Genomic DNA, 25,423 nt, shown 5'->3' on the forward strand with positions numbered 1-25,423 from the left:
GGTGGGATGTATGACAGCATGGACAGGCATTTCCGAAATAAAACAGAAGATAGCAGAAACTTCCGCAGAAGAGGTTACCGCCTCATATCTTGAAACCATAGGGAAAAGCTGTATCAACGGCTTTATCACAACCTGGGATAAGGCTCTTGAGGCGGCCAGGGGCATTGATACCGGCGGTCATGAAGGTCCTCTAGCAGGAGTGCCTATTGCTATCAAGGACAACATTTCCACAACCGGGCTGTCAACCACATGCTCCTCCAAAATACTGCAGGGATATGTTCCGCCCTATGATGCACACGTCATCGAGAAGCTCAGGGCGGCAGGTGCGGTGATACTTGGGAAGACCAATATGGACGAGTTCGCCATGGGCACATCCACCGAATCCAGTTACTACGGAGCTACTCTCAACCCATGGGATGCCGCCAGGGTCCCGGGAGGTTCATCAGGAGGCAGCGCCGCGGTGGTCGCTGCAGGCGAGGCACCCGTTTCACTTGGTTCGGACACCGGAGGCTCTGTAAGATGTCCCGCAGCTTTCTGTGGCGTTGTCGGGCTGAAACCGACCTACGGGTGCATCTCAAGATTCGGGCTCATCTCATATGCCAATTCTCTGGAGCAGATAGGACCCCTTGCAACTAACGTGGCCGATATTGCCACACTCATGGATGTGATCGCAGGATACGACCCCAGGGACAGTACATCCATCAACAGGGAGAACACTTACAGCAATGCCATGAAAGATGATGTCAAAGGTCTGAAGATAGGGGTTCCCGAGGAGTACTTCGGAGAAGGTATCGACGAAGATGTGGAAAAGCTGGTATGGGATGCCATCGGGAAGTACGAGGACATGGGAGCGTCCTGGAAAAAGGTATCGATGCCACATACAAAATACGCACTCGCATCATACTATATAATAGCCATGAGCGAGGCATCATCCAACCTTGCACGTTTTGACGGTACAAGATATGGTTTCCGTGCAGATGGCGATAACTGGCATGTCATGGCCTCAAAGACCAGGGCACAGGGATTTGGCGAAGAGGTCAAGCGCAGGATACTGCTGGGAACCTATGCACTCTCTGCAGGTTACCACGACAAATATTACCTTAAGTCACTCAAGGTCAGGACCCTTGTGAAACAGGATTTTGACAGGGCACTGGCAGAAGTTGATGTGCTCATGGGACCCACCATGCCGACACCGGCCTTCAGGATCGGTGAGAAGATCGATGACCCGCTCTCATTGTACCTTGCAGATGTCAACACAGTCCCGATCAACCTCGCGGGCGTACCTTCCATCTCGCTCCCCTGCGGATTTGTTGAAGGCATGCCTGTGGGATTACAGATAATCGGAAAACACTTCGATGAAAACACAGTACTCAGGGCTGCCTATAGCTTCGAGCAGAACACAGAGCATCATACAAGAAGACCCGGAGAGGTGGCATAATGGTTTACGAGAACCCTGACGGTGTCAGGATAGGACTGGAAGTACACGTCCAGCTGAACAAGCTCAATACTAAACTTTTCTGCGGCTGTTCCACTGACTACCACAACGACGAACCCAACACCCACGTGTGCCCTGTATGCCTGGGCCTTCCGGGATCACTGCCTGTTATTAACGAAAGGGCAGTGGAGTTCGCCATCCGGATAGGACTTGCACTCAACTGTGAGATAGTCGAACAGACCCAGTTCCACAGGAAGAACTACTATTACCCGGACCTGCCAAAGGGCTTCCAGACCACCCAGTATGATTACCCGATAGCCGGCAAGGGAAAAGTAGTCATCGAAGGTGAGGACGGGGAGCGTGTCATCAGGATCACACGTGCACATATGGAAGAGGACCCCGGCAAGCTGCAGCATATAGGGACCATCGAGAAATCCAAGGGAACTCTTATCAACTACAATCGTTCGGGTATGACGCTTATAGAGATCGTCAGCGAGCCCGATATGAGGAGCCCAAAGGAAGCCAGGCGCTATCTGGACAAGCTCAGAAGCATATTGGATTACCTGGAGGTCTTCGACGGAGACCTGGAAGGTGCCATGAGAGTGGATGCCAACGTTTCCGTATATGGAGGCGATCGCGCTGAGGTTAAGAACATTTCCTCGTTCAAGGGTGCTGAGAGGGCGCTTCTCTACGAGATAATGAGGCAGAAGAACCAGGTCAGGCGCGGTGAGAAGATCGTTATGGAGACAAGACACTTCGATGAAGCGAGGGGTGTCACCATCTCCATGCGTACTAAAGAGGAAGAACATGACTACCGCTACTTCCCCGAACCCGACCTCGTACCGCTGAGAGTTGCCGACAGGGCACCTGCGATCCTGAAGGCACTGCCTGAGCTGCCTGATGCGAAACGGGAACGTTTCCTGCAACAATACGGAATGTCCGGCATGCATGCAAGAGCACTCACCACCGAGATAAAGGTGGCCAACTTCTACGAAGAGGTCGCAGCGAAGGTCGATCCAAAGGATGCGGCTGTCTGGGTCGCCGATATCCTCAAGGGAGAGTTGAACTACCGGGACCTTGATATCGATGCTTTCGCCGTGGAGGACACTGTTGCAGTTATAGGACTCGTAACGGAGAACAAGATCACGGAGCAGAGCGGTGTTGAGATCATACGCACCGTCCTTGATCATGGAGGAAAACCTCAGGATATTGTCAAAGAGAGAGGCCTGCTCAAGGTGGAAGACGATATTGTAGCACAGGCAGTTGAAGAGGCGATAAATGAAAGTCAGGAGGCTGTGGCAGATTATCTTGCAGGCAAGGAAAAGTCCCTTAACTTCATCGTAGGCAAGGTCATGCAGAAAACAAAAGGACGTGCAGATGCCCGTGAAGCAAGGGAAAAGGTACTTGCAAAAATTAAGGGGTAGAGATAGAGGAGAATAACCCTCTTTCCGATATTCCTATATTTTTTAGTGCAGAATCCTGTAATTGCAATACAATTAACATAAGCTACACTGATCAAAGTTGCAAAGTGACATCACGAAGCTTGCATACCCTACTTTGCAATTTTTCTTCTATATACTAAATGTTAAGGATCAAGGTTTCCAAAGAAACCTTTTTTAAATCAACAGATAAAGCATTTACTTAAGATCGTGCTGTGATTCCACATTTACAAGGAAAGCCTCACCGCGCGGTGTGAGATAATACTCATAGGCACCGTCCTTTTCCTCTTTTTCGATGTACAGAGTATCTTCGAGCATGCGTAGATCAAAACTTGCGTGCATGTCATCGAGCTGGAACTCTTCTTTTATCTGATCGAACCTCATTCGACCCTGACCGAGCTTTTTGAGGATTCTCCTGCGGACAGGGTGTTGAAGGGCATTCAGTCCGGCTTTATGGTCCTCCGTAGGATTTGCCTTAAGCTTTCCCTCTTTCTTTGCTTTCTCGTACCATTCCTGCCGTTTTTTCATCAGATCGTCATCAGCCATAGTCATCCATCATTATTAATTAATATAGTATTAAATAGGCTTTGCTCGAGAGATTACAAGCAAACCATAAACATATATTCCTTGCAGATATTTCAATCTTTCAGGAACTGTCAACTACATTTTAGATTTAAAAGCTGATTTATGCTATCCATATTTCCCATTAAGGCTGATATTTTCTCGAATACTTCTTTAAGACGAGGATTTTAAGTAAAATACTCCGCCAGATCAGAACCGAGATTTCAGTACTCAATTCTGTGTTTTCTTGTGACGAGGCCATTCTCGCCAAAACAATTATATCTTTTGAACATCATGTAAGCAGCCTACCATTATTCTAATTAATCATATCACAATAATCAGGTGAAAATATGGCAAGATTTCCAGAAGCTGAAGATAGAATACTAAATAAGAAGATCTGCATGAAATGCAATGCACGCAACGCTTTCCGTGCAACAAGATGCCGAAAGTGTAACAACAAAAGCCTGCGTCCTAAATCCAAGGAATCCAAGGGTGGTTGATCCTTTTCATGCAAGTGGAAAAGTACCTTAACGATATTGCAGAACGCGAAGGTACAGTTCACTTGACACTGATCGACCCCGCATCCCAGTCTCCTGACGAAGCAGCAGAAATCGCCTTAGCTGCTGCACAGGGCGGCACGGATGCTATCATGGTCGGTGGTTCCACAGGAGCCGGAGGCATGCTGCTTGATCAGACACTTCTTAAAATAAAGGAAAAGACAGACAAACCAAACATCCTTTTTCCAGGAAATTCAGCAGGTGTCAGCCGCTATGCTGATGCAATCTTTTTTATGAGCCTGTTGAACTCCCGGGACATTAGTTTTATAACAAGCAATCAGGTCATGGGTGCTCCGGTGGTATACAAGAGTGGCATAGAACCCATCTCTATGGCATATCTTATAGTCGAGCCTGGAGGCACTGTCGGCTGGGTAGGGGATGCAAAGCTCATCCCAAAGAACAAAGCTGATATCGCAGTGGCCTATGCACTTGCAGGCAAATACCTGGGAATGCACTACACTTATCTGGAAGCAGGATCCGGAGCCGATGAGGCGGTAAGGCCTGAGATGATAGGTGCTGTCAAGCACGTCCTTGGTGACAATAAACTGATAGTTGGCGGAGGCATACGCGATGCAGTTACTGCAAAGAGATGTGCTCTTGCAGGAGCAGACATGATAGTCACCGGCACAATTGTCGAGAAAAGCTCTAACGTCACCGCCAGAATAGAAGAAATCGTATCAGCTATCAAGAGTTGAAGTAACCGGTTTCGGTTTTCCTTTTTACATATTTCATCATTTAATCAGAGGTTTGACAATGCTTGATGTATCCAACGTTATTAAGGAATATGACTTCAACAACAAGAAAAAGCGTGTTCTGGACAATATAAGTTTCAGTGTTGCTGATGGAGAGATACTGGGAATTACAGGTAAGAGCGGAAGCGGTAAAACTACCCTTCTGAAGATACTTCGTGGAATAGAGAGCTTTGATGAAGGTTCCTTCCAGCTCGGGGAGCTCAAAATAACCCCGGGTTCAGATAAAAGTAATATCAGGTCCCTCCAGCTAAGTACCGCAATTCATCTACAACGTAACTTCGGACTGTGGAGCGGTCCTGCAATTGATAACATAATCCGCAGGCTCAATTCCCGGTACACAGGAGACGAGGGACTTCCTGAACCCGATTCACTCTATTATGATGAAATGTACGAAGAAGCCATGGAGTACATCAGACTTGTCGGCCTTGAAGATAAAGCATTACATTCTTCAAATGTCCTCAGTGGCGGTGAGAAACAAAGGCTTATTATAGCCCGTCAACTTGCCGCGAGACCAAAACTGCTGCTTCTTGACGAACCGGTAACCATGACAGGCCCCGGTACTAAACAGGAGATACTGGATGTTATCAAAGAGATAAAGGGCAGACTTAAAATACCTATTGTCGTGGTCTCCCACCTGCCGGAGGTCCACCTCTATCTTTCTGACCGGGTGGCATATCTGGAAAATGGCAGGCTTCTTGAGCCGGGAGAGCCTGAAGTTGTTTTGAAACATTTCCTCAAGGAACTGAAAGAGCAGGTAAGATTGCCAGAGATCCGGGAAAAGGAGCCAGTTATAAAGGTCAGGAACCTGTCAAAACGTTTTTCATTGCTGAGGGTCGGAGAGGTGTTGAAGTTCGAAGATATCTCCTTTGATATAAACCGCGGGGAGATAACTGCAATGGTAGGCCAGTCAGGCGCAGGCAAGACAACACTTCTTAAGATGATAGAAGGCCTGAAAATTCCGAAGGAAGGGGAAATCAGTTACTCCCATAAAGGTGAATGGCTGAATATCCTCGAATTCACAAGACAGCGCCTGGACCTTCGTAAGAAGATCAGCATCATGCACCAGGAATTCACACTTTCACCCCATTCCACGGTCCGGGAGCAGATGGCTTTCAGGCTCAGGCTGAAAGGAGAAAAGTCACTTGGATACGCCAGGAAAAAGGCAGCAGAGATAGGAATCTCGGAGAAAGTGCTTGACATGCTGTACAGTCTTCCTGATGTATCAGAGGATGAAAAAGCGAAGATCATGCAACAGATAAACCAGAGTCCGGATATCTATGAACTTCTTTTCCCCCCCATCACCAAAGATAATGTGGATGAGCATGCAAAGGAGATCTTTAATGCCCTCGATCTGCCCATGGAAGTCCTTGATAAGACCCCCTACCAGATAAGCGGAGGAGAGCATGTGCGTGCATACATTGCACTTGCACTTGCGACAAATCCGGAAATACTGCTTCTTGACGAGCCCTTTGGAGATCTTGATCCGGTGACACTCAGGGACGTTACAAATTCCCTGAAGAGAATCAGCGATAATTTTGGAACTACCATTGTCCTGGTGAGCCACCACATGGACTTTGTAAGGGAAGTTGCACACAGAGCAATACTTGTGGACAAAGGCAAGATAATAATGGACGGAGGGCCTGAAGAAGTATGCAATAGGCTCATCGGAATGAGCCATGCGAGCTATCTTGAGCATGATCTCAGGGAACTGACATCCTGATATCGTATTACTCCAGCAAGCTCATCTCTTTTCTGGATTCTTTTTTCCTTCCGGACTACCCTTGTACAGAATAAGGTATTTATCAATCGACCTACAATTGATTAATGGATACCGCGTTAAAGGGAGATTATATAGACAGGGAAAACAGGATGAATAATTCTATATTTATGCCAGGAGGAGATATTTATGGGTTCCAGCAAAGGCAAGAGTCTTTTTCTCAGTTTTGCAAAACTTGTCTACTCACTGACTCAGGCAAAGCCGGAGGTTTCTTCTGAAGGAAGTACGATAACAGACTGGAATATCCTTCCCACAGAACCCTATGTAGGGGATATGCTAACGATAAAGGGAAGAACAGAACCTGATAAATCAATAGATGTTTCGGTTTCCTTTTCCAGAACCGTGAAGGTCTACAATGGCAGGTACGAATATGGTTTCAATGACATCAGAATACCAAAGGGAAAAAACCGCTTTTCGGTCAGATCAAGTCCGGTAAAAAACCTGAATTTCATAGTCCGGATGTTTATTGACTTTAAAAGGAGCTTTGATTCAAATAAAGGGGTCGCAGAGTTTGCGGAAGATAATGTTCCTCCCGGAACTTATGATATTGTCATTAACGGAGAAGCAATGGAAGGAGCAGAAGAGGTCTGCATAGATTTCACTGCTCTGGAAACAATGAAATCTGACAGTGAAGGGTACTTTGATCACAAATATGAGACAAACGCACTTCCAGAAGGTGACTTCACAGTAAGTACCGGAAACCTTGAAAAGAAAATAACATTAAGACAGGTAACTTAACCTGTCATTTAAAAAGGGAAAAGATCAAACTCCTTTCTGAGACATCAGTTTAATGAAGTCGGTAGACTCCATTACCGGACAACTCTCGATCAGACATATGTCAGACCACGGAAGATTGAACTCGGCAAATGCCTTCGGATCATCTGTTTCATATAGAAGGAAATATCTCCCACCGGAAATATCCACCCACTGATTGATTATGTTCACACCGGCCGGTGGTCTCAACTTTTTAAAGTGTTCAATGACCTTGTCACTGTTTTCTGGTTGCCATGTACTTATACCTAAGAATAACATTTTATCACTCCTGTTCTTAATGGTAAGAGGAGTATACACTTCATAGCCTATACCCAACTCCAACCAATACAATTTTGCAATGGTAATTATTTAACAATTTCCCCAAACATCACTATTTATGTAATATTGAACGACAATTCGATGATTATGGATTCTTTTCCATCATCCAAACATGAAAGGAACAATAGAATAAGCATATCTAATCATGGTGTCCGGGTTGTCATTACCGTTCTGATGGAATACGGCTTATCATTTGTACCTCCAGAACAGGTTGTATATAAAAGGTATACACCACAACTTAAATAACAGACACCGTCTATAAATTAGAGATATTCAAAACAAGAAGACCCAAAAATGGTGTGAAAATGACGGAGCCTAATGTAGAGAGAAAACTTGTGGAAATAATGCGCATTATCAGTGAAAGTGATAAGCCGGTAGGCGCACGACTTATAGCCGACGAAATGCACAATCGCGGTTATGCAATAGGCGAACGAGCCGTCCGATACCATTTAAGAATACTTGATGAGAGAGGTTTTACTAAAAAACACGGTTATATCGGCCGTACGATAACAGAACGCGGGAAAAAGGAACTCAGTGATGCATTGATCAGTGACAGGCTTGGTTTCATAATAACCAAAATAGAAGAGCTGATCTATCGGGCTGATTATGATCTCGATACAGGAAAAGGCAATGTTATCGTGAATATAAGTTATATCGACAAAGATGATTACGAAAACGCTGCTGATATTATAAGATATGCCATGTCCCACGGGGCATCTATCAGCCCGAAGGTCGGCATCCTGGAAGAGGAAACCGACGAGTATGATATCTATGTTCCGGAAGGGAAGGTTGCCATGGCAACCGTATGCAGCATCACTTTTGACGGTCTTTTGCTGAAGAACGGGATTCCCACACTTCCTGCGTACGGAGGGTTGATGCAAATGGAGGACAATAAGCCTGAAGGGTTCATTGACCTGATATCCTATAGCGGAACATCCATTGATCCCATCAAGATATTCCTCAGAAGGAAATCTACCTCCATTCTCCAGGCTATCGACACAGGCAACGGTAAAATGCTTGCGAACATACGTGAAATACCCGCATCAGCTGCCAGTAAAGCAGAGATCATGATGGAACATGCAAAAAAGAATGACATCTGTGGGCACATATGCATAGGAGACCCTGGAATGGATGTTCTCTACGCTCCTGTTGAAAGGGGAAAAATCGGCATCCCTATAATGGCAGGGATCAATTCGGTAGCTGCTGTTGAAGAAGCAGGCATCCTGATCGAAACACATCCGGTATCTACAGTTATGGAATACCGGAAAATGGAATTACTTTGATCAATGACCATGAAACTGGATCATTGCATATCCGCAATGTCCCGGAATTTCTTTACAGCATTAATCATTGACAAATAAACCCTGCCAAATTCTCCGGAAAGTATCGTGTACGCCTGCACGCTCGTAATACCGGTATATATTATGGCGTGATAAAACCCTTAGACATCATTTTTTTTGTCCACTTTTTCTTCCGATTGAAGTGAAGATTGAAACGTTTATTCCCTAGGTTTTGTAGCATTTCTCCACGTCCTATCTGCCGGACAGCCTTACCCTCATACCCATAGGGAGTCCTGTTTATTTCAAAACCGGTAGAATGCCGGTCTGTATCTTTTTCTGTTGCACCGAAGCGGCAGTAGTAATTGAACTTTGTTTGTTTGACACCCCTTTTTTCCTGCAATCAATGTTCTATTGAGCCTCTGCCCTGCCGTCCGGAATAAAAGCGGAAAAATAGAAATAGAACTGTTAATTTTTTTTATTCAGCAGTAAGAATGAAATGTCCATAGATCAAGTATTTTTGTATAATTCCGGTGTTTGAAATAAGATGTATGTTAAATTTTCAAATTCACTTATACAGTGTGTTAATTTGCAGACAGTAATAGAAAAATTTAAATATTATTAAGTCTACACATAGAAGCCGTGTTCCTATAACAGAGAAAATAGGTGTATATTCATGTACAGAGCATTACAAAAAAATAATTACAAGACGATGTGGCAGTCTTTACTGCTACTCAGTATCATATTTATGGTGTTTGCCGTACCCGGTTCAGCACAGTCGGTTGAAGAGAACGCAGCATCTATCGAGATTCTGGAGACTGCCCTCACATTCATGTGGCTGATTATCGCAGGTGCCATTGTGTTCCTGATGCACGCAGGTTTCTCACTTGTTGAGATAGGCCTGACGAGAACCAAGAACACAGCCAATATTCTCATGAAAAATCTCATGACGATCTGTCTTGGCATAATAGTATACTGGGCAGTCGGATGGGGCATCATGTACGGTGCAGACTACGCAGGTCTTATAGGTATTGACCAGTTCTTCCTGATAGGAGCTGATAATGCCCTGTGGAACAGCTGGTGGTTCCAGATGGTATTCGCAGCAACCGGTGCAACCATCGTTTCCGGTGCAATGGCTGAGAGGACGGATTTCAAGGCATACCTCGTTTACACGGTACTTATGGTAGCACTTATCTACCCGGTCTACGGGCACTGGGTATGGAGCGGTTCAGGAATCCTTACAAGTGGTTTCCTTGTTGATGCTATCGGTGTTGCACACCATGATTTTGCAGGTTCCGGTGTTGTACACTCAATTGGTGGATACGCAGCTCTTGCCGGTGTAATGATCGTAGGTGCAAGGATTGGAAAGTTCAAGAACGGTAAGCCGTTGGCAATACCGGGCCACAGTCTTCCGCTGGCATTTTTGGGCACCCTTATCCTGGCATTCGGCTGGGTAGGATTCAACGGTGGCAGTACCCTGGATGCAAACGACCCGTTCGTCAGTCTTGTTATAGTAAATACCTTCCTTGCCGCGGGAGCCGGATGTATAACTGTCATGGCCATTACATGGATGAAAACAGGAAAGCCGGATCCATCACTTACAGCAAACGGGCTTCTTGCAGGTCTTGTAGCTATCACGGCACCATGTGGATCGGTTAGTAACTGGGCAGCAGTTGTCATCGGTCTTGTAGGTGGTATTATAGTATACGCAGGTGTAATGTTCAATGAGAACGTGCTCAAGGTGGATGACCCTGTAGGTGCCATCGCAGTACACGGATATTCCGGTAGCTGGGGATTACTTGCAGTAGGTATCTTTGCACTGGGAACCGGCGAGGGTTCAATCGTTGCCGATGCAGCATACACAGCAGAAGCAGCAGGACTTCTCTATGGAGGATACCAACTATTCCTGATTCAGGCAGTTGCAGTAGTACTTAGTATAGTATGGGCATTTGGTGTCTCATATGTCATCTTCAAGCTGATAGATGTAACTATCGGACTGCGCGTATCCGAAGAGCACGAGATAGAAGGCCTGGATGTTGTTGAACACGGTATCAGTGCATACCCGGAGTTCCTTATTGCAAAGGAGTGATCTAAATGAGAAAAATAGAAGCAATCATAAGGCCTACCAAGATCCATGAGGTCAAGGACGCACTGGAAGAAGCAGGATACGAAAGTATCACTGTGACAGATGTAAAAGGCCGTGGTAAGCAAAAAGGTGTTATGCAGCAGTGGAGAGGACGCAAATATTGTGTTGACCTGCTGCCAAAGATCAAAATGGAGGTAGTTGTCAATGATAATGATGCCGAGAATGTTGTAGACATCATCATGAAAAGCGCTGCAACTGGTTCTATCGGTGACGGAAAGATCTTTATCTACCCTGTGGAGAAGATCTTCAGGATCCGTACAGGCGAGACCGACGGAGATGCGCTTTAAGCGCTTTCTTCCTTTTTTTTATTATTGCGAACGGAAACAACGGGTAAATATCCGCATATCAGATTCCCAATAATCTGGTGAACTACCCCGAAGCTAAAAACTTCGTGGCTTCCTGTTTCATCCCTTGAACCATTGTTCACAAGTCCACAGGCTCTTCCCCTCGTTCCGAGGGTGCTTACATTCCTATTAAGTTCTGCTCTTGAAGAGCGAATTTCTTAATGTTGATAGAGGCATTTATGTCCCTATCATGATTGGCATTGCATTCCGGGCATTTCCATTTTCTGTCTGCTAATGTCATGGAACTGTTATGAAATCCACAAACATTACAGATTTTTGTACTTGGCTCGAATCTTCCGATGCGGAGAATTGTCTTTCCGTACCATTCAGCTTTATATTCGAGTTTTGTTATGAAGGAAGCCCACGAAGCGTCAGTTATGTGTTGAGCCAAACAATGATTTTTAAGCATACCGGAGACATTGAGGGTTTCTACTGCTATGGCTTGGTTCTCGCTAACGAGCTTTGTTGAAACCTTATGTTGGAAATCGTGTCTCTGATTTCTTATTTTTTCATGGAACTTGGCTACTTGTTGACGGGCTTTATTTCTGTTCTTTGAGCCTTTCTGTTTTCGAGATAGGCGTTTTGAAAGAACCTTAAGTTTCTCCATGGAATTTTTAAGGTGTCTTGGATTGTCGATTTTATCACCATTAGAAGTGATAGCAAAATTCTTGATACCTACATCTACTCCTACGGTATCGTTTACGGAGAAATCCGATTTTTCCGGAAATTCCCGGTTGTCGTCTACAAGGATACTAATGTAATATTTTCCTGTAGATGTACGGGATACTGTAGCTGTTTTTAAGTCACCGTCACCTAATGAACGATGGAGAATAGTTTTAACGTTGCCTATTTTTGGAAGGTATATGCGGTTATTTTCAATATCAACTTTGTAATTTTGAGGAACATTGTACGCCTGTACTGGGTTTTTCCGTGACTTGAATTTCGGGAATCCTTTCTTTTCCCGAAAAAATTTTGTAAAGGCATTGTCGAGATTGAGGGTAGCACCCTGTAATGACTGAGAGTTAACTTCTTTGAGCCAATCGTGCTTTCCGTCTCTTTTCAACATTGTTATTCCTTTATTCAGGTCGAATCTTGAAATTGATTTACTGTCCTGTTCATAGGTTTTGATTTTTTGTTCTAAACCCCAATTATAGATGAATCTACATGCTCCGAAATGCTGAAAGAACTTCTCTTCCTGCTCTTTTGTAGGATACATCCTATACTTGCAGGCTTTTAACATACAAACATATATTAGAGTTAACGTTATTTATAGTTTACGTTAATGAAGTAATATTGTGGAGTATAAACGGTAATAGAATACATACGGAATCAGAGGCGATGGACGCTTACATCCCCTGTGTTCCATTTCAAAGAAATGGAACTCCCATTAAATCTTCGATTTAATGTGAAGCTAAAGACATAGGGGTTTTACACTCCTCTTATAAAAAGCTTGAATCTACAACCACATATAAATTCAAAACATAATATATTATATATTATAATAATATTGTATATGGATGTGAGTAGTAAACAAAAAATATTGATCGTTGATGATGAGAAGATCAACGTAGCAATCCTTACTTCATATCTTTGTGAAACTTATGATGTTATCACTGCACCTACCGGGAAAGAGGGGCTTGAATTAGTGAAAAAAGAGGAGCCAGACCTCATACTTCTTGACGTCGTTATGCCTGGAATGGATGGTTTTGACGTATGCAGGATAATAAAAAAGGACTACGAACTCGATTTTATACCAGTTATAATGCTCACATCCCTGACATCCAGGGACGATCACCAGAAAGGCATTGAAGTAGGTGCTGATGACTTTTTGAAAAAACCTGCTGACAGATTCGAACTCGACAAGAAGATCACCTCCCTCCTGCGGATAAAGGAGCAGCATGACAGCTTACTTACCGAGCTTGATAAGGCTCACAAATATCTTGATTATGTAGGAATACTGATTGCGGTCCTCGATCCTGAGTACAAGCTCATTCATATCAATAAGAAAGGTGCTGATTTTCTCGGCTATAACAGAATTAACATTATGAACAGGAACTGGATCGACCTGTTCGTTATCGATAGTTGCACCAGGGACGTAAAAAGCACATATGATAACCTGCAAAGAGGACTGATTGAGCAGAATGAATACCACGAATATCCCCTCGTCACAAAAACCGGTAAAGAAAAGTTGTTCAAGTGGTATGATTCCGTCCTGACCGATTCAAAAGGAGACGTAACCGGAATCCTGATATCAGGAGAGGACATCACTGAAAAAAGGAAAGCTGAGATCAAGTTAATGGAATATGCAAGCCAGCTGGAGCGTTCCAACGAACTTAAAGACCTCTTTACAGATGTCCTTCGCCACGACCTGCTAAATCCTGCAGGGCTCATAAAATCATTTACCGAGATCCTTGAAGAAACGGATACCGACGAGAAACAGAAGCACCTCATAGGAAACATAAACCGTTCAACATCAAAGCTTATAGATCTGATCGAAGGAGCAGCCCGGCTTGCAAAACTCGAGTCCATAGAAGAAGTAACTTTTGTCAGATATGATATCGGTTCCATTTTGCAGGATGTTGTGAACAGATATTCACCGGACATAGATAAAAAGAGGATCAAACTGGATAAACTGCCGGATCATTCATATCCCGCGATGGTAAACCCCATGATTGAAGGGGTTTTCAGTAATTTGCTGTCCAATGCCATCAAGTACAGTCCCGATGATAGTACTATTGAGATAAAGATCGATGACCTGCAAGACAAATGGAAGTTCAGCATCACAGACCAGGGAGATGGAGTTCCGGATCTTGAAAAAGCAAAAGTATTCGAGCGTTTCAAACGTCTCCACAAAGAGAATGTACGGGGTACTGGCATAGGCCTTGCAATCGTAAAAAGAATAATTGACCTGCACGATGAAGATGTAGGGGTCGCGGATAATCCGGAAGGCCAGGGAAGTATATTCTGGCTGACACTGAAAAAAGCTTAGTAACCAGAAATGATTTTCTATTTTTAGACAACTATCATTGCAGTTTATGCCACTTTAAAAGGTAAAATCTGCCTGCCAACCGTAGTAAACATCTGTAAAAAAAGGACAGATCACTGCCATTCTCTTTACTTTTTTTAGTGACTGAACTTTCTGCTTACCAGGAATGCAACGGATATAAAGACCAAAACCAGATTCTGCCTTGACTCAAAGATTCCATAATATAGCTGAAAGTCTCCCAAATACCATTATATAGGTGTTTGCTTAAATCGGACTGGATTTGAAGGTTTTAATAGCAAATCTGCAGATCATATATACATATACTATTTTTTAAACAAATTATGTCTTTCGACTTCAAGCTAGCTTTTTTTCTCAAAAAAGACAAAGGCCATAATAAACCATAATAAATAGATTTATGTACTATTAAATGGTACATAGGATTCCGTTGTACTATATAAGCAAGGCAGCTCCAAAACAGTACAACACAATCAACTACAAAGTACAGAAGGAAAAGACCATGCGACAAGTAGCAATATACGGAAAAGGCGGAATAGGCAAGTCAACAACAACACAGAATCTGACAGCAGCACTCGCCATTATGGGAAAAAATATACTGTTAGTAGGATGTGACCCAAAGGCAGACTCAACAAGAATGCTCCTTGGAGGTCTTAACCAGAAGACAGTACTTGACACATTAAGAACAGAAGGCGATGAATCTGTAGAACTGGCCAACCTGATCCAGCCGGGCTTCGGAGGAATCAAATGTGTAGAATCCGGCGGACCGGAGCCAGGTGTCGGCTGTGCAGGAAGGGGGATCATCACATCAATAAACCTGCTTGAAAACCTTGGTGCATACGAAGAAGACCTGGATTATGTTTTCTATGACGTACTCGGTGATGTAGTGTGTGGAGGTTTTGCAATGCCAATCCGTGAAGGAAAAGCACAGGAGATCTACATAGTTGCCAGTGGTGAACTCATGGCGATCTATGCAGCAAACAACATCTGCAAGGGTATCCAGAAGTACGCAAAGGGGGGTGCACGTCTTGGCGGGATTATCTGCAACAGTCGAAAGGTAGACGGAGAACGTGAGCTCCTTGAAGCATTTGCAGAAAGACTTGGAAGCAAACTAATTCACTTTGTACCAAGAGACAACATTGTACAGCGTGCTGAGATCAACAGGAAGGTAGTTATCGAATTCGACTCGGAATGCGACCAGGCACAGGAGTACCTTACACTGGCAAACAACATCGAGAACAATGACCTGTTCGTAATCCCAAAACCAATGGAAATGGAAGATCTGGAAGCAATGATGCTGGAATTCGGAATAATTGAACTGTGAGGTGGAAAACAAATGCAGATGATTCGTGCAATCGTCAGGCCTAACAAGGTATCTGACATCGTAGAAGAACTCGAAAAAGAAGGCTACGTATCCCTTACCAAGACAGATGTTTTTGGAAGAGGTAAACAGAGAGGTATCCATACAACTGAAGTACAATTTGACGAGCTTCCAAAGACAATGCTCATGATGGTAGTTGAAGATGAAGATAAGTCAAAAGTTGTTGAAATAATAAAGAGCTCAGCTCACACAGGAAAGTATGGAGATGGGAAGATCTTCACTAACCCGGTTGAAAGCTCTTACACGATACGTACCGGTGAATGCGGACTTTAAAACCGGAGAGGATCTCAAATGAAGGAAATAACAGCAATCATCCGCATGAATAAAGTGCACAAGACCCTTGATGCACTTTCAGAGTGCGGATACCCTTCTTTCACCGTGGAAAAGGTGATGGGCAGAGGAAAACAAAAAGGACTGTGCTATGAATTCGATCCGCCACTTCCTGAACAGGAAGGGGTCTCGTCAAAGAACTGCATACCCTTCATCCCAAAGCGTCTTTTCACTATAGTTGTCGATGATAAGGCAGCAGACAAAATCGTTCAAAGAATAATCACCATCAATCAGACAGGCCATGCAGGAGATGGAAAGATCTTCGTAACAGATATACCTGAATCCTACAGGATAAGGACGGGAGAAGAAGGAAATATCACAGTCGAAAGGGAGGAACAATGAGTTCTGAAATTGAATCCTCACAGAATATCGTCGATGAGATGATGAAGATTTATCCTGAAAAAGTAGCAAAGGACAGGAGAAAACACTTCGTTGTCAAGGATTCCTGCGACACAGAGCAGCATATCGAAGCTAACAGCAAAGTAATACCCGGCATCATGACAAATCGTGGTTGCGCCTTTGCCGGTGGTAAGGGTGTGGTAATGGGACCCATCAAGGACATGGTTCACATCGTTCACGGACCAATTGGATGTGGATATTACACCTGGGGAACCAGGCGGAATATGGGTAAGGCTGAAAACGGTGGCGACAACTACCTGCAATATAGTTTTTCCACAGACATGGTAGAAACGGATATCGTGTTCGGTGGCGAGAAGAAACTCAAGGCAGCTATTGATGATGCTGTGAGGATATTCAAACCCGGTGCGATCTCCATATGTGCAACATGCCCTGTAGGACTTATCGGTGACGACATAGAGGCGGTCGCCCTGGAAGCAGAACAAGAACATGGCATCAAGGTCATGGGACTTCGCTGTGAAGGTTACAGAGGTGTAAGCCAGTCAGCCGGCCACCACATTGCAAGTAATGTGCTCATGGAACACGTGGTCGGTACTGAGGAACTGGAAGACCCCACTCCCTTTGACATAAATATATTCGGCGAGTACAACATCGGTGGAGACCTCTGGGAGATCAGGCCGATATTCGAAAGAATAGGATATCGTATCGTCTCAAGTTTCACAGGGGACGGATCATTCCACAGTCTTGCAAAAGCACACAAGGCAAAGCTTAGCATCCTGCTGTGTCACAGGTCAGTCAATTACACCAACCGTATGATGGAACAGAAGTACGGAGTTCCATGGCTGAAGGTAAACTACGTTGGAATAGAAGGTACGAAGAAGTCACTAAGAAAAATGGCAAAGTTCTTTGATGACCCTACACTGACAAACAAGACTGAAGAAGTGATCAAAGAAGAAATTGCAAAGATCGAACCAGAACTTAAGAAGTACAAAAGGAAGCTTGCAGGCAAGAAGGTCTTCATCTACTCAGGAGGGTCCAGATCACACCATTACCAGAACCTTTTCGAAGACCTTGGTATGAAGGTGCTTGTGGCAGGATACCAATTCGCACACCGCGATGACTACGAAGGCAGACAGGTCCTCGAAGGCATGAAGGAGAAGGCCTCAAGTGGAATGCTTGAAGATCTCCACTACGAGATGGAAGAAGGATTTGAGCCTGCTATCAGTGAAGAACGTATGCAGGAACTCAAGGAAAAGCTTGGACTTATGGACTACGAAGGAATGTTACCTGAAATGAAGGACGGAACAATCGCAGTAGACGACCTCAACCACTATGAAACTGAGTTCCTCATAAAGGAACTCAAGCCGGACCTGTTCTGTTCAGGGATCAAGGACAAGTATATGGCACAAAAGATGGGGATTCCATCCAGACAGATACATTCCTATGATTACAGCGGACGTTACACTGGATTCTCTGGTGTTTTGAACTTTGCAAGAGACATAGATATGGCAGTGAACAACCCAACATGGAGCCTGATGAAAGTCCCGTGGAAGGCAGAATAAGGGAGGAATAGAAAATGTTAGATTATACTCCAAAGGAAAGCGTTCAGCGTGATGCACTGGTGATCAATCCTGCCAAGATATGCCAGCCCATTGGTGCAGTTTACGCTGCAATGGGCATACACAACTGTATGCCACATAGCCATGGGTCACAGGGATGTCTGTCATACTTAAGGATGTGCCTTACCAGACACTACAGAGAACCAACAACAGGCACAAGCAGCAGTTTCTATGAAGGAACAGCTGTTTTCGGTGGTGCATCCAATCTCAGGCAGGCACTTAGCAACATTGAAGCAGTTTACACACCTGAGGTCATTGCCATTCACACAACCTGTGTGGCAGAGACCATCGGTGACGATGTGAACCAGATCATTGAAGATGTCAAAATGGAAGAACTCATTGACCCGGACATTAAGTTATGTGCTGCATCAACCCCGAGTTATGTAGGCTCCCACGTAACAGGCTATGATAACATGGTAAAGTCATTCGTCACAACCTTTGCCCAGAAGTCAAAGCCAAACGGCAAACTCAATATAATACCAGGTTTCGTTGATCCGGGAGACATCAGGGAAATTAAAAGAATACTCTCTATATTGAATGTCCCGGCTATCGTATTCCCTGACCAGACAGAGGTGTTCGATTCCGGTCTTTCCGGTGACGGATCACTTTACGCAAAGGGCGGGACATCCATCGGAGATGTGGAAGACAGTGCAAACTCACTTGGAACCATTGCACTCTGTGGCATGGCCGGCGGTGCAGCAGCAACCGTATTCAAGAACAAGTTCAAAATGCCTGTACAGATAGGACCGATACCCATCGGTGTACGTTACACTGACAGGTTGATCATGAAGATAGCCGAACTTGCAAACGTACCAATTCCACCGGAAATAGAGCAGGAAAGGGCAAGGGTCGTTGACATGATGACAGATGCCCATGCACACTACTATGGAAAGAAAGTAGCCATTTTCGGAGATCCTGACATCATCCAGGGTCTGACAAGCCTGGTGCTTGAGATGGGAATGGAGCCAACAGTAATTCTTTCAGGTACTGTTAGCAAGAAGTTCGAAGAGGAAATGTCAGAAATGGTACATCCATTGTATCCGGATTCACAGATACTTACGGGAGCTGACCTTTTCACACTCCATCAGGTCATCAAGAACGAGCCTGTGGATATGCTGATCGGGAACACTTATGGTAAGCACATAGCACTTGCTGAGGAGATCCCGTTGATCAGGGTGGGATTCCCGATAATGGACAGGGCAAACCTGCATCACTTCCCATTAATGGGATATGCAGGAGCAGCCCGCATGATCGAGTGGATAGGGAACACTTTCCTGGACATAAAGGACAAGACAGTCCCTGAAGAAGAACTAGAGGTCGTACAATAACGGCCTCACATATTATTTAGGAGTGAGAACATGCCAGACATTACAAGCGTGATAAGTACGCTGGATGAAAGACAGCCATACATAGCCCTGAAGCAGGCAAAAAAAAGCAGCGAACTTGCATGCGACAATACATCCATCGCCGGTTCAATGAGCCAGAGAGCCTGTGTATATTCCGGAGCCCGCGTGGCACTGAATCCCGTTACCGATGCTATACACCTTGTACACGGTCCAATCGGATGTGCAAGTTATACATGGGACATCAGAGGTAGCCTTTCAAGTGATAAGGAAACGTTCCGTACCAGTTTTTCAACTGATATGAAGGAACTGGACGTAGTATTCGGTGGTGAGAAAAAACTCTCAAAGAGCATTGAAGAGCTGGCCAAGCTATACAACCCACCGGTCATCTTTGTCTATTCAACCTGTATTGTCGGTATAATCGGTGACGATCTCCTGGCAGTTTGCAAAGAAGCAAGTGAAAAGGTTGGCATTCCTGTATTGCCTGTGCAGTCAGAAGAATTCAAAGGAACGAAGTCCGACGGATACAAGGCAGCATGCAACGCACTTATGCAACTGATCGGAACAAAGGAACCTGAAATAACTTCAGAATACAGGATTAACATACTAGGTGATTACAATGTGGCAGGAGATGTCTGGCTGGTAAAGCCCCTCTTTGAGAAAATGGGAATACAAGTGATAACTTCCATGACAGGAGATGCAACAGCAGACAGCATCTCGAAGGCACACGGAGCTCAGTTGAATCTGGTGCAGTGCTCAGGATCCATGACATATCTCGCGAAGTGGATGGACAAGGAGTACGGAATTCCTTTCCGCAAGGTGAGCTACTTCGGGATAGAAGATATCGCCATCGCATTAAAGACAGTAGCTGAGTTCTTCGATTCCGAAGAGATGAAGAAGATAGCCGAAGGTATAATCGAGCAGGAAACAAAGAGAATAATGCCCGAGATCGAGACGATCAGGAATAAACTCCGGGGAAAGACTGCTGCGATATACATGGGAGGTGCTGCCAAGGCACTTACACTCATAAAGGGCTTTCGGGAACTTGGAATGGAAGTCGTTATAATAGGCACACAGACCGGAAAGCGGGATGACTACAGGCAGATCAGTTACCAGGTAAAGGATGGAACGGTCATTGTAGATGACGCAAACCCGCTGGAACTTGCAGACCTTATTGTAAAACAGAAGGCAGACCTCATGGTTGCAGGTGTCAAGGAAAGGTTCCTGGCCTACAAGCTTGGTGTCGCTTTCTGTGATTTCAATCATGACAGGGTCATTGAGTTCGAAGGTTACGACGGATTCCTCAATTTCGCAAGGGAACTCGATTCATCCATAAGCAGTCCTGTCTGGAAGGTATACGGAAGCAAGCTTAAACCCGCAGTGGACGCAAGCATCCGTACAAAAAATGATTCCGGCCTGAAACCACAACATAAAACAAAACCAGAAGAAATGAAAAAGGAAAGAGACAATATGCATGATGTCAACGCCACAGCACTGCAGGAGTCCGTAGCATGACCGAGAGGAATTATTCTACAGTCAACCCATGTATCATGTGCCAGCCAATAGGCAGTGTGATAGCATTCAAGGGAATAGAGGATTCCATGGTACTGCTCCATGGCTCCCAGGGATGCAGCACATATATGAGGCTGCATCTTGCACACCACTTCCAGGAGCCAGTGGACATAGGGTCGAGCTCCCTGAGCGAGAAAGGTGCTGTATATGGCGGGAGCGAGAACCTCAAGAAGGGATTGAAGAACCTCATCCTGCGTTACAACCCAAAGGTGATCGGTGTTTCCACTACCTGTCTTGCCGAAACAATCGGGGACGACATCGGAAGTATCATTGCAGATTTCAGAGAAGAAGAGGACCTTGCAGATGAAATAATGATAATCCCGGTCCCCACACCCAGCTATGAGGATAGCCATAACAGTGGTTACATCAAGGCAGTGGAAGCCATTGTGAAACAATTCACGATCCACGAATCCGGAAACGAGATCTTCAACAATAAACTCAATGTTGTACTTTCAGAGAACATATCACCAGAAGACACACGTGAACTAAAGAAGATACTATCAGATACATTAGGCTCTAATTCTTTCATACTCCTGCCGGATATATCGGAGACATTTGACGCACCCATGACAGGAAAACTCCAGAAGATATTTCCCGGAGGAACCACTCACTCAGATATAGCGGATATGAAGAACAGTGCTGCAACAATTGGCCTGGGAATAACTAACAATAACAAAGCAGTCAGTTATCTGGATAAGACATTCGAGATCCCTTCCCATAATCTGCCACTGCCCATCGGTCTGGAGTACACTGACAGGTTGCTCACTGAACTGTCCGGGATCGCAGGAACGGACATACATGAGGATTACCAGAAGGAAAGAGGGCGCCTGATAGATGCAATGGTGGACGCACATAAATACGTGTATGGCACAAAGGTGGCCATCTATGGAGACCCGAACAATGTCTTAGGAATACTTTCCCTCGCACTTGAGAATGGAATGCACCCTTTACTGGTCGTGGCTTCCAGCAAGTCACCCAGATTCGCGGAATATGCTATGGAGAGGGTCAGGCAGGTGAAGCCGGACTGTGATGTGACGGTCCTAGAGGATGTGGACTTCGATGCGTTCAATGACGCGGTAAAAAAGGCAAAGCCTGAGATGCTGATAGGCAATTCCAATGGCAAATACATTTCAAAGGACATAGGAATTCCTCTTGTCAGGATCGGGTTCCCGATTCACGACAGGGTCGGAGCCCAGCGGATGTTGGCCATAGGATATCGCGGAGCAATGGAAATGCTGGACAGGATCACGAACACAATCCTGGAAGCGCAGGAAGAGAAACTCGCTGCGAAATGGTCCGAACCGGAAAGTTATGTTCCGCTCGGCGAGGATTCGTTTCACTCCGCAGAAGCTTGAAGAAAGTATCCCTGAATAAAAAAAAGGAAAGATCTGGCAGATCAATGTATCCAGACTACCTCTGGCTCCTGTCTGGGAGGTCTCTCCCGGACCTTGCCTTCATATCCGAATACAATGGGTGCTATCACGCGGTAATCATAAGGTATCCCAAGTTCGCTCATGAACTCCACATTGTCCTGGATGAAGCAGGCAGTACCTACCCAGCAACTGCCAATACCCATTGAATGAGCTGCAAGCATCATGTTCTGCGCACACATGGCGCAATCATAATCTGTAGTGAAACCGGCATTACTCCCAAGTACAATGACGAGCACAGGGGCCCCATAGAAAATGTCGAACTCTTCCTGCTTCAGCATCTTCTTAAAGTCAGCAATGTTGTCATTCGGCACATCTTCAAGTTGTGCAAGCAACTTCGGCTTACAGTAGTCGGACATCCTTGTCATCATTTCCCTGTTCTGTACGACTACAAAGAACCAGGGCTCCGATCCGAAACCCGTAGGAGCATGGATTCCAGCATCTATTATCTTATTTATGGAATCCTCACTCACCTGCTTATCAACATAATCACGGACACTTCTTCTTGTTTTTATGTTCCGTATTATATCATTTTCTTCCCCCACCATTTATTTCACTCCTTCTTTCTTGATTGCTCGAACTCCTTCCTGGAAATCTGAGGAAGGTCATCAGGATCGTCAACATCCTTATGAACATAAAGACCGCACCAGCAACGTTTCATTGCATCGAAGTGCTCCCTGTGAAAAGGTATGCAAGGGCATACCAGCTGCATATCATGTTCCCTCTCACCGGTCAAACCCTGGCACGGACAGAAAGGGCTGCCTTTCTCCTTTTCCAGCATTACTTCCTGTTCCAGCAGAAAATCGACAAGTTCCTCATCAGGGCTGTACTTGTATCCCAGCGGATCGATCACACGCTGGAACATTGTCCTTAACTGTTGTTTACGTTTCTCTGTATCCATCAGTTCCCCTTCATGATTCCAGTAATTTTGAATACTTCTGGGGATTGTAGCCTACGACTACATCATCTCCTATTTTGACAAATGGGAAGGACATCTCCTCACCATGTGACTTACAATCCTCCATGATAGATCTGCGGGTTTTTTCATCAGCTTTATCATAATCTATATACTCAAAGGGAATATCATGTTCCCTGAAGTATTTCTTTGCCCTCATGCACCAGGGACAGGTACTCAGGGTGTACATTACCACTTTCTTCATTAAAGATCACCTTTCATGTTCACAAAGACCTGACCGTCAGAGACCTTAGTACCATAGACAGTATCCTTTATCTCTGATGCAGCGAGAAACTCACCGTTCCTTATATCAAATTCCCAGTCGTGGCAAGGGCATTTTACAATGAATCCTTTCAGAGTTCCTTTTGAAAAGGGACAGCCCATGTGAGGACACTTATTGGACATTGCATAGAAGTTCCCCTCCTGCCTGACCAGCAGTATTGCATTGCCTTCAAGAAGCAACGGTTTTTTCTCACCGTCGGCAAGTTCATTCTCATTTATAGCAAAAACCCATGAAACCAAAAACTTCACCTTCTACCAGAGATCTATCTTTTCAGAACAGGACCCTTATTTCCTGTCTTCTGTAGTATTATCATAAGCTTCGAGAGTTGTGCCATCGTTCCCAGTGTTTTCGCTGGTCGCCGTGCCATATTCCCAACCATGGCAATCATATAGAGAATTAACTGACTCGCCCTTCTTTGAAATAATAACAGAAGTCCTCTTTGCTCTGACAAACTCTGATTTTTCTTCCATCTGATCATTTTCTTCCGTTGCAAAGAACCAGGATTTCTCCGGCATCTGATAACCTCCCATATTAAGCAGGGATTCAAAAATATAAATAATTGTCGTGAATGGACCTACAGGATTAAGGAAATGTATTATTTACCCGGTGCTGAAAATAGCGATATTCCTTCACGACCAGGAACATACTCAAAAGACCGGCCATAAAATCAGATATCGGAAAGACCATCCATACTCCCGAGACATCAAAATAGTACGGAAGGAGGATTACCAGAGGTTTAAGGAAAAGTATCTGACGGTACATGGACAGTAAAAAAGAAGGTCTTTGGAGCATTTCCATGCCTGTGTCTGAAATAAAAACATGATATATCCTCGAATAGTATAAATAGCTTGATACGGATTAACACAGTACCACAGGTCAATTATAAAAGTGTCAAGAGCATTGATTAACTAATTTGGAGCTAATGATCAAGATCGGAATGGAGAACAGGCATGAAAATAGCGATACTTGGAGGAACAGGCAATATAGGTAAAGGGTTCGCACTTCGCTGGGGGCAGAAACACGATATGATCATCGGTTCCCGCAATGCTGAAAAAGCAGAGAAGTTCGCTGCAGAGTACAGAGATATACTGAAAAGACAGGGCTATAATGCAAATATCACCGGCAGCGACAATAAAAATGCAACTGAGGAAGCCGAGATAGTTGTTATCGCTATTCGGTACAATCAGCTTCGGTCTTTGATAGATCTGATAACACCTGTGATCGGTAAACAGATATTTATCAGTGTTGTCGTACCCATGGAAAAGAACCTGTGCTACATCAGTCCCAATGCCGAACCCCGCACCATACCTATCACAAGCGACCAGTTCAATGCCGACTATTTCTGTTTCACAATGCCTGAGGCGGGAAGTGCTACACAGGAGATTGAAAATATGTTACCTGCAGGAACAGAACTGGCATCCGCATTTCACACAGTCCCTGCGAAAAAACTTGCAGATCTTGAACTTGAACTCGATTACGACATAGGGGTATGTGCAAATTCCGAATACTCAAAGAAAGTTGTTTTCGGACTCATTAAAGACATTTCCAGAATGAGACCGCTTGACACAGGACCGCTTGAAGCCGCTGCAATGTTGGAATCGCTTACGCCACTGATCATTAATGTCGCCGCAAGGAATAAAATGAAAGACATAAGTATAAAATTTATATAAAAAGTCCTTTTTACCTGGCTAACCGGAACTTCAAAAGGAAGAAAAAACTCAGTTCCCAACAGGAAGATATAACTCTACCTTTTAATAATATCCAAACGCAGT

26 protein-coding genes are annotated in these 25,423 nt (G+C 44.6%); 18 read left to right on the forward strand and 8 right to left on the reverse strand.

The window, feature by feature from the left end; all coding sequences use genetic code 11:
- The first annotated feature begins 10 nt into the window (after positions 1-10).
- Positions 11-1,438 carry an Asp-tRNA(Asn)/Glu-tRNA(Gln) amidotransferase subunit GatA gene (gene gatA / locus CUN85_RS05060; RefSeq protein WP_135389249.1) on the forward strand — a complete coding sequence of 476 codons (1,428 nt, stop codon included), beginning with the start codon at positions 11-13 and terminating at the stop codon, positions 1,436-1,438.
- On the forward strand, positions 1,438-2,859 hold the full coding sequence (gene gatB, locus CUN85_RS05065) for an Asp-tRNA(Asn)/Glu-tRNA(Gln) amidotransferase subunit GatB (RefSeq protein WP_135389250.1): 1,422 nt from the start codon (positions 1,438-1,440) through the stop codon (positions 2,857-2,859). Before gatA ends, gatB begins: the two co-directional genes overlap by 1 nt.
- Before the next feature lie 213 nt (positions 2,860-3,072).
- On the opposite strand, the gene CUN85_RS05070 is transcribed toward gatB, so the two are convergent.
- Positions 3,073-3,420, reverse strand: coding sequence for a winged helix-turn-helix domain-containing protein (locus CUN85_RS05070; protein WP_135389251.1), 348 nt, complete (start codon positions 3,418-3,420; stop codon positions 3,073-3,075).
- Positions 3,421-3,785: 365 nt separating this feature from the next.
- Between CUN85_RS05070 and CUN85_RS05075 the strand changes: the two genes are divergently transcribed.
- From CUN85_RS05075 to CUN85_RS05090, 4 genes are all read left to right on the forward strand, one after another.
- Positions 3,786-3,935 (forward strand): 50S ribosomal protein L40e, encoded by a 150-nt coding sequence (locus tag CUN85_RS05075; RefSeq protein ID WP_135389252.1) that lies wholly within the window; start codon positions 3,786-3,788, stop codon positions 3,933-3,935.
- 8 nt (positions 3,936-3,943) lie between these two features.
- Entirely contained in the window at positions 3,944-4,687 is a 744-nt protein-coding gene (locus CUN85_RS05080) for a geranylgeranylglyceryl/heptaprenylglyceryl phosphate synthase (RefSeq protein WP_135389253.1), read from the forward strand.
- Between the two features lie 58 nt (positions 4,688-4,745).
- A complete protein-coding gene (locus tag CUN85_RS05085; protein WP_135389254.1) occupies positions 4,746-6,464 on the forward strand; it encodes an ABC transporter ATP-binding protein in 1,719 nt (572 codons plus the stop codon).
- Positions 6,465-6,650: 186 nt separating this feature from the next.
- Positions 6,651-7,259, forward strand: coding sequence for a hypothetical protein (locus CUN85_RS05090; RefSeq protein WP_135389255.1), 609 nt, complete (start codon positions 6,651-6,653; stop codon positions 7,257-7,259).
- A gap of 24 nt (positions 7,260-7,283) precedes the next feature.
- Here the strand turns inward: CUN85_RS05090 and CUN85_RS05095 are convergent, their stop codons facing one another.
- The gene (locus tag CUN85_RS05095; RefSeq protein ID WP_135389256.1) at positions 7,284-7,553 is read right to left on the reverse strand and encodes a DUF3303 domain-containing protein; all 270 of its coding nucleotides are present in this window, start codon (positions 7,551-7,553) and stop codon (positions 7,284-7,286) included.
- Between the two features lie 365 nt (positions 7,554-7,918).
- On the opposite strand from CUN85_RS05095, the gene CUN85_RS05100 reads away from it, so the two are divergent.
- From CUN85_RS05100 to CUN85_RS05110, 3 genes are all read left to right on the forward strand, one after another.
- A complete protein-coding gene (locus CUN85_RS05100; protein WP_135389257.1) occupies positions 7,919-8,896 on the forward strand; it encodes a DUF128 domain-containing protein in 978 nt (325 codons plus the stop codon).
- Positions 8,897-9,566: 670 nt separating this feature from the next.
- Complete coding sequence (locus tag CUN85_RS05105; protein ID WP_135389258.1) at positions 9,567-10,979, forward strand: ammonium transporter; 1,413 nt, start codon at positions 9,567-9,569, stop codon at positions 10,977-10,979.
- Between the two features lie 5 nt (positions 10,980-10,984).
- The gene (locus tag CUN85_RS05110; protein ID WP_135389259.1) at positions 10,985-11,323 is read left to right on the forward strand and encodes a P-II family nitrogen regulator; all 339 of its coding nucleotides are present in this window, start codon (positions 10,985-10,987) and stop codon (positions 11,321-11,323) included.
- Between the two features lie 175 nt (positions 11,324-11,498).
- On the opposite strand, the gene tnpB is transcribed toward CUN85_RS05110, so the two are convergent.
- Positions 11,499-12,620 carry an IS200/IS605 family element RNA-guided endonuclease TnpB gene (tnpB, locus tag CUN85_RS05115; protein ID WP_135389260.1) on the reverse strand — a complete coding sequence of 374 codons (1,122 nt, stop codon included), beginning with the start codon at positions 12,618-12,620 and terminating at the stop codon, positions 11,499-11,501.
- A 273-nt stretch (positions 12,621-12,893) separates the two neighbouring features.
- Here tnpB and CUN85_RS05120 point away from each other — a divergent pair, with 273 nt between their 5' ends.
- The 8 genes from CUN85_RS05120 to CUN85_RS05155 all read left to right on the forward strand — a co-directional run bounded on the left by CUN85_RS05120 (position 12,894) and on the right by CUN85_RS05155 (position 22,338).
- Positions 12,894-14,369, forward strand: a complete 1,476-nt coding sequence (locus CUN85_RS05120) for a response regulator (RefSeq protein ID WP_135389261.1) — start codon at positions 12,894-12,896, stop codon at positions 14,367-14,369.
- 514 nt (positions 14,370-14,883) lie between these two features.
- Positions 14,884-15,705, forward strand: a complete 822-nt coding sequence (nifH, locus tag CUN85_RS05125; protein WP_135389373.1) for a nitrogenase iron protein — start codon at positions 14,884-14,886, stop codon at positions 15,703-15,705.
- A 12-nt stretch (positions 15,706-15,717) separates the two neighbouring features.
- A complete protein-coding gene (locus tag CUN85_RS05130) occupies positions 15,718-16,035 on the forward strand; it encodes a P-II family nitrogen regulator (RefSeq protein WP_135389262.1) in 318 nt (105 codons plus the stop codon).
- 18 nt (positions 16,036-16,053) lie between these two features.
- Entirely contained in the window at positions 16,054-16,434 is a 381-nt protein-coding gene (locus CUN85_RS05135; protein WP_135389263.1) for a P-II family nitrogen regulator, read from the forward strand.
- Positions 16,431-18,011: a nitrogenase molybdenum-iron protein alpha chain gene (nifD, locus tag CUN85_RS05140; protein WP_135389264.1), complete on the forward strand. Its 1,581-nt coding sequence runs from the start codon at positions 16,431-16,433 to the stop codon at positions 18,009-18,011. The genes CUN85_RS05135 and nifD overlap by 4 nt, the downstream gene beginning before the upstream one ends.
- A gap of 14 nt (positions 18,012-18,025) precedes the next feature.
- Positions 18,026-19,396 carry a nitrogenase molybdenum-iron protein subunit beta gene (gene nifK / locus CUN85_RS05145; protein WP_135389265.1) on the forward strand — a complete coding sequence of 457 codons (1,371 nt, stop codon included), beginning with the start codon at positions 18,026-18,028 and terminating at the stop codon, positions 19,394-19,396.
- 30 nt (positions 19,397-19,426) lie between these two features.
- Positions 19,427-20,926, forward strand: coding sequence for a nitrogenase iron-molybdenum cofactor biosynthesis protein NifE (gene nifE / locus CUN85_RS05150; RefSeq protein ID WP_135389266.1), 1,500 nt, complete (start codon positions 19,427-19,429; stop codon positions 20,924-20,926).
- Positions 20,923-22,338, forward strand: coding sequence for a nitrogenase component 1 (locus CUN85_RS05155; protein ID WP_135389267.1), 1,416 nt, complete (start codon positions 20,923-20,925; stop codon positions 22,336-22,338). Before nifE ends, CUN85_RS05155 begins: the two co-directional genes overlap by 4 nt.
- 41 nt (positions 22,339-22,379) lie before the next feature.
- On the opposite strand, the gene CUN85_RS05160 is transcribed toward CUN85_RS05155, so the two are convergent.
- From CUN85_RS05160 to CUN85_RS05180, 5 genes are read right to left on the reverse strand one after another with little or no spacing between them, the layout of a single operon-like run.
- A complete protein-coding gene (locus CUN85_RS05160; RefSeq protein ID WP_135389268.1) occupies positions 22,380-22,961 on the reverse strand; it encodes a nitroreductase family protein in 582 nt (193 codons plus the stop codon).
- 5 nt (positions 22,962-22,966) lie between these two features.
- Positions 22,967-23,314, reverse strand: coding sequence for a ferredoxin-thioredoxin reductase catalytic domain-containing protein (locus tag CUN85_RS05165; protein ID WP_135389269.1), 348 nt, complete (start codon positions 23,312-23,314; stop codon positions 22,967-22,969).
- Between the two features lie 10 nt (positions 23,315-23,324).
- Positions 23,325-23,573, reverse strand: coding sequence for a glutaredoxin family protein (locus CUN85_RS05170; protein WP_135389270.1), 249 nt, complete (start codon positions 23,571-23,573; stop codon positions 23,325-23,327).
- Positions 23,573-23,890 (reverse strand): Rieske (2Fe-2S) protein, encoded by a 318-nt coding sequence (locus CUN85_RS05175; RefSeq protein WP_135389271.1) that lies wholly within the window; start codon positions 23,888-23,890, stop codon positions 23,573-23,575. The genes CUN85_RS05170 and CUN85_RS05175 overlap by 1 nt, the downstream gene beginning before the upstream one ends.
- Before the next feature lie 45 nt (positions 23,891-23,935).
- Positions 23,936-24,166, reverse strand: a complete 231-nt coding sequence (locus CUN85_RS05180; RefSeq protein WP_135389272.1) for a hypothetical protein — start codon at positions 24,164-24,166, stop codon at positions 23,936-23,938.
- A gap of 435 nt (positions 24,167-24,601) precedes the next feature.
- Here CUN85_RS05180 and CUN85_RS05190 point away from each other — a divergent pair, with 435 nt between their 5' ends.
- Positions 24,602-25,321 carry an NAD(P)-binding domain-containing protein gene (locus CUN85_RS05190; protein WP_135389273.1) on the forward strand — a complete coding sequence of 240 codons (720 nt, stop codon included), beginning with the start codon at positions 24,602-24,604 and terminating at the stop codon, positions 25,319-25,321.
- Positions 25,322-25,423: the final 102 nt, after the last annotated feature.

Origin of the sequence: Methanolobus halotolerans (assembly GCF_004745425.1) — an archaeon.
Lineage (GTDB): Archaea > Halobacteriota > Methanosarcinia > Methanosarcinales > Methanosarcinaceae > Methanolobus > Methanolobus halotolerans.